The organism is Gammaproteobacteria bacterium (assembly GCA_003696665.1).
In the GTDB taxonomy this organism is placed as follows: domain Bacteria; phylum Pseudomonadota; class Gammaproteobacteria; order Enterobacterales.
In genome coordinates, this window is the sequence record RFGJ01000426.1 from 1 (window position 1) to 5,017 (window position 5,017).

The window sequence follows — 5,017 nt, forward strand, 5'->3', positions numbered from 1 at the left end:
CAGTACCTACCCGAATGGCGACGGGCGATCGCCCTGGCTGTAGAGGAAGGGCGACTACCCAGGCAAGACATGGAGCCGACCGAGTTCGGCAAGATCTACTAGGGGCTTGTTGCGTCGGCACCTCTCACGCTCCCCGATTTGTTGGTCAGCCTTCTCCTGGCGGGCCGTGAATGCCTCCGCCTCTCAGCCTCTTGGATAACGGCTTTGTCAAGTTCAGAGCTGACCCCAAAATCCGCTTTCAGCACTTCCTCGATCTTCCGCAGCGTCGGCTCTGCGATCGCCGTCTCCCGACCTCTGACTATTTTGTACCAGTAGGGACGGGATACCCCAGCCTCGCGGCACACCTCAGAGACGCTAATCCCCGCCTTGCCCCTAGCTACCTCAATCGCAGAAGGGAGATCGGGAACTTCAATCTCTGTTTTTGTGATCCGCCTAACTTTCACGGTTATCCCGGCAAACTCCGTTACTAAATTACCTCAATTCTAGGTTTATACTTGACACCTGTAACTGTAAACTATACAGTTTACACTGGCAAAAACAGCAAACTGTCTGAACAAAAAGGCGATCGCCTTCCGTGTGTCACCACAAAGCGATCGCCCACATCCCTTTAACGGCCTTTAACGGAGTATACCCATGACCACGACCGCAGTTCCGATCCGTCATATCCAAGAGGAGATCGTCGCCCAAGATCTCTCTGCTCTGATCCGTCGTATCCAAGAGGTGATCGCCCAAGTGCAACCCTCGCAGTTGACCTCAAGCGAAGAAGCTCTCTTTGCTTGGAATGCGCTAGAGCCTTGCCAGAAAGAGCTAGAGGCGACGCTGGATCGGTTTGACAATCTATTGACCGCGCTCGTAGACCGGGTGAGAGAAATGGAGACGGAGGACTGAGCCATGCAAGAACCGTTGCAAGAACTGCAAGAAACCGCAGGGCGGGCGTATTCCACATCGTTGGACTGGAGAGCGGTATCACCCCACATGGAGGAGGAGGACGCTCTCTGCAACACCGCTGATGCTCTGAGAGAAGTCATCGAAGACATCGAAGAGGATTGAAATATGTCTAATGTTTATCTCCTTCACTTCGATCGCCAGCACTATCTGGGCTACACCAAACGACTGAGAGATCGAATCGAAGCCCACCGACAAGGGCAAGGTTCCCGGCTCTGTGCAGTAGCCACAGAGCGCGGCATTGGGTTCGAGGTCGCCCGCACCTGGACGAAGGGGACGCGACAGCTAGAGCGACAGCTAAAACGGCGCAAAGCCGCGCACCGCCTGTGTCCAATTTGCAAAGCCGCCAAACTCAAGTGACCCAAAAATCGGGGAGTGTTAAGGGTGGGACGCAAGCCCCTCGCACTCCCCGATTTTTGGGTCATCACCGATCCGGGATTCTGGGAGCGGATGCAATAGTCCGTCGGACTGGATAATAGACGCTCACCAGGCGACTATCGCCATTCACCGCAGAGCGCTGATACGTCAACCCTTGCAGCACTATTTCATCCCCCATATCAGGACGCTGAATAGCCAGCAGTGAGCATGGCAGCGGATGATCTGCCGCAAGCCCACTAGAGGGATTCTCGACCAGCACAGAACGAAACCTTAAAGGCGATTCAGCCTGCTGCGCGATCGCCCACACTGGATAATCCCATGCGTTCCCACTAGCAACAATTCCAGTGTCCCAGCATCTAGCTGATTGAATATCCAGGACAGCATTTTCATACAACTCTTTCAGTTTTGGCTGAGCTACGAAATAACGACCCATGCGCGGCACTTCGTAAATAGAAACCTTAGAAGCCGTCCGAAAAAACGATTGAGAAACCAGCGGGCGGGCCGCACTAAAAAACACGCATGGCAACGAGCAAAACAGCAGCAAAGCCGCGAGACAGTACACGCCAGAAGGCTTTAGATAGCGGGCGATAATCATCCCCGCAAATGGAGAAGCGAGAACAAAAAAAGGCAGATGCAACCGGGACACCCACGGTTGCCATGCAATCAGAATATTGAAAACGACAGGAATCGACAAAAGGATTAATAAATAGGCACTTTGTCTACCGCTTCGATTCTTGGCGTGAAAAAAATAAAGGAAAAAAGCAATCAGAAATAAAACAAGATGAATCGGGTTTCCCGTAACATTTTCACTAACAAACAGTGGATTATCAAACTGAGTAACGGGCAGCTTATATTCCGTGCCAACAATTGTAGTTCGAGGATCACTGGCACTCAAGCCTAAAGCGCTTTGATGAAACCAAAGAACAGCCCGCTCAACAGCCTCGTTAAAAGGTCGAAAAGGTAACACCAGATGAACAGACGCACCTCTCAATAAATTCGAGAGGAATCCCGCGATCGTGAAAAGCTGATTTCGGGTAACATCCCCCGAAACGCCCAGAGGTGTTCCCAATACAAGAATATTGCGCCACCAGTGCCCGACATTCAAAAGCACAACGGGCGCATTCATTAAGATCGCCCCCCTCCAAAAACGCCCTCTGGAACAGATGCAAGCGTGTCCAAGCAAGCAGATAGCAAAAACCCAGAACGGGAACGCATAGACATAGGCCGTCGCCTTCGTGAGCAGCGCCAACCCCATGCTTGCCCCCGCTTCTAGCAACAGCCTGGTATCACTTGGGCGCGTCCAAAGCAACCAAACATTGAACGCAAAACAGATTAACCAATATGCAACCGCATAATCATTCTGCGTGGTCACAGATTGGAGAATTCCCATTGGAATCGTGAGACAAATCACAGCGGAGAGAACCTGTCCCCGCAGCCTCGCGCCCAATTCTTGAGCCATCAGAGAAGCAGCTATCAGGCATCCAACCATGCTGAACCACTGCACAAGGTTTGCCAGCCAATCCCCTCCACTAAGCACCTGTAGATGCAAAATGGCAAATCCAGACCACGGAGGATTGTCAATCTGCCTTAAATTGTGGGTCGGATAATGCCACGCCGATTGATTCTGAATCCAATTGACCACGCGACTCATGTGGTAGGTCATCGAGTCCCACGTATTCGGCGGCACTGAAACTGACAGCAAAAAAGTCGGAATCAGAACCAGAAAAAAACAGGGCAATGCAACCACCAAAACAGACTTTGGCGCAAAGAACCGAAGTCGAGGCAGTCGAGGCAGTCTGAATTGCGATCGCCCAAACAGAAGCAAAACAAGCGAGACAGCAATTGCCGACCACACGGAAAAAACCCATTCACGGGTGAGCAAATTCAATCCGCTCAGAAATTCCGTGATAGCGACCAGGGCGACAGAGAAATAAATGGAAGCCGAAAGAAGAGAACGCCTCCAGCACAAATCAGTTCGCCCACAGAGACACAGGCAAGCAAACACAAAAGGCAAGATTAGATACACGTCAACAACCATATCAGGTCACACCTGATACATTATGCCTGTCGATTTGAATTATCAAGATTGACGACAAAAAACCGAGTTCATCAAGTGATGAACTCGGTTGATCAGGAAACATGAGGAGCGCAAGAGTCCGGCGCGGGAGGATTGCGCCTGCTACATTATGCCCGAATTTTTCAATCTCGAACCAGCATCGCAACCACGACAGAGGGCAGAAATTTCGGCGTGAACTCGACAAGCCAAAAGACCGCTCAGCAAAAGCGCGATCGCCCACTACCAAAGCGCGAGGGCGATCGCCCACTACCAAAGCGCGATCGCCCACCTACCCGGCTTTCTTGCTGCGAACCTAGTTCATTTGAAACACTCCCGACGCTCATATTGCAAAAGCTTCAAACCTTGATAGGCTTCTTCGATTTTGCCTTACTGCCCGCAGGCGCAGAGGCTTTCTTTTTAGAAACAGCAGACTGCAACCCTCCCGCGACCTTTTCCGTGAGCGGCTCCGACTGTAGCTGGAAGTTCCAAAAACCTCCCTTTTTGCCCTGAAAATATACAGACAACTCCTTGGTTTCCGGCTTCTTATAGCACCCAGAAGAACACCTCAGCATGAGCTTTTCTTGCCCGTCTTTTTGATAGGCGTACTCCTCCAGCTTTGACCCGCAACACTGGCAAACGAAATCCGTTAATTTACCTGGAGGTTTTTCAGGCGAATCAACTTTCTCTCCTTTTTTCACCCAGTCGTTTACGCCACGATTCCAAAAAAGAATAACCCCTGAACAACCCTCCAAACACTTCAAGTAGTGATCTTTGGGGCCGTCTTTAAACTTAGAAGGAAGCTTGCTAAGTGGTTTACCACAATCAGGGCAGGGAATATCAGACTTAGGATATGCCTGCGACATTAGCGACTTTGCGGCCGCGCCTTCTATGGCGGGAAGAAAGAAATCGAAATAGAAGGCAATTAAATATTTCTGCCAGTCCAATTTTCCCTCTGCAACCTTATCCAGAGATGCCTCCATCTGTGCCGTGAAGTCTGCACGGATTAACGTCGGCAACACTTTCATCAACGTTTCATCCGTTTTCAGTCCTACAGCGGTCGGAACCAGAGTCTTACCTTTTACCGACACAAATTCACGTTCTTTGAGGATTTTCATGATGTTGGCAAACGTACTGGGCCGCCCAATTCCTAGCTTTTCCAGGGTTTGCACTAGCCGGGGTTCGCTATAGCGCGGCGGCGGAGTTGTTTGCTTTGCGGTGTGCCAAGCCTTCGCCAAGCTGAGCGTAGCCCCGAACCGAAGAGGAGGCAACTCGCTGTCTTCGCTTCCACCTTTGAGGATCTTGGTGAATCCTGGAGACTTCATAACAGAACCTCTTGCCTCCCAGTAGGTTGCACCAGCTTTGATCACGGCACGGCTCCTGTCGAACGTCGCAGGGGCACACTGGGAGGCGATCGCCCGTTGCCAAATCAACGTATAAACATTGTGCTGAGGCTCTGTGAGACGGGGACGCATCGCCTCTGGAGTGAACCTTACCTCAACGGGCCTAATAGCTTCGTGCGCCCCCTGTGCCCCGTCTTTATCCTTAAACACCTTGGCCTTTGCCGGAACAATATCGGGGTGATTTTCTTGCAGCCAGTGGCGCACTTCCTCGCAGAACTCTGGCGCAAGAGAAGTTGAG

At 51.3% G+C, this 5,017-nt stretch carries 6 protein-coding genes; 2 read left to right on the forward strand and 4 right to left on the reverse strand.

Annotated features, from left to right (window positions below):
- Positions 1-98: 98 nt before the first annotated feature.
- Positions 99-443, reverse strand: a complete 345-nt coding sequence (locus D6694_10750) for an XRE family transcriptional regulator (protein RMH39842.1) — start codon at positions 441-443, stop codon at positions 99-101.
- Positions 444-633: 190 nt separating this feature from the next.
- Between D6694_10750 and D6694_10755 the strand changes: the two genes are divergently transcribed.
- Together D6694_10755 and D6694_10760 are read left to right on the forward strand one after the other, a co-directional pair.
- The gene (locus tag D6694_10755) at positions 634-888 is read left to right on the forward strand and encodes a hypothetical protein (GenBank protein RMH39843.1); all 255 of its coding nucleotides are present in this window, start codon (positions 634-636) and stop codon (positions 886-888) included.
- A 165-nt stretch (positions 889-1,053) separates the two neighbouring features.
- A complete protein-coding gene (locus tag D6694_10760; protein RMH39844.1) occupies positions 1,054-1,305 on the forward strand; it encodes an endonuclease in 252 nt (83 codons plus the stop codon).
- A gap of 64 nt (positions 1,306-1,369) precedes the next feature.
- Here the strand turns inward: D6694_10760 and D6694_10765 are convergent, their stop codons facing one another.
- The 3 genes from D6694_10765 to D6694_10775 all read right to left on the reverse strand — a co-directional run bounded on the left by D6694_10765 (position 1,370) and on the right by D6694_10775 (position 4,983).
- Positions 1,370-3,361: a hypothetical protein gene (locus D6694_10765; protein ID RMH39845.1), complete on the reverse strand. Its 1,992-nt coding sequence runs from the start codon at positions 3,359-3,361 to the stop codon at positions 1,370-1,372.
- A gap of 1 nt (position 3,362) precedes the next feature.
- A complete protein-coding gene (locus D6694_10770; protein ID RMH39846.1) occupies positions 3,363-3,668 on the reverse strand; it encodes a hypothetical protein in 306 nt (101 codons plus the stop codon).
- 67 nt (positions 3,669-3,735) lie between these two features.
- Positions 3,736-4,983 carry a hypothetical protein gene (locus D6694_10775; protein ID RMH39847.1) on the reverse strand — a complete coding sequence of 416 codons (1,248 nt, stop codon included), beginning with the start codon at positions 4,981-4,983 and terminating at the stop codon, positions 3,736-3,738.
- Positions 4,984-5,017: the final 34 nt, after the last annotated feature.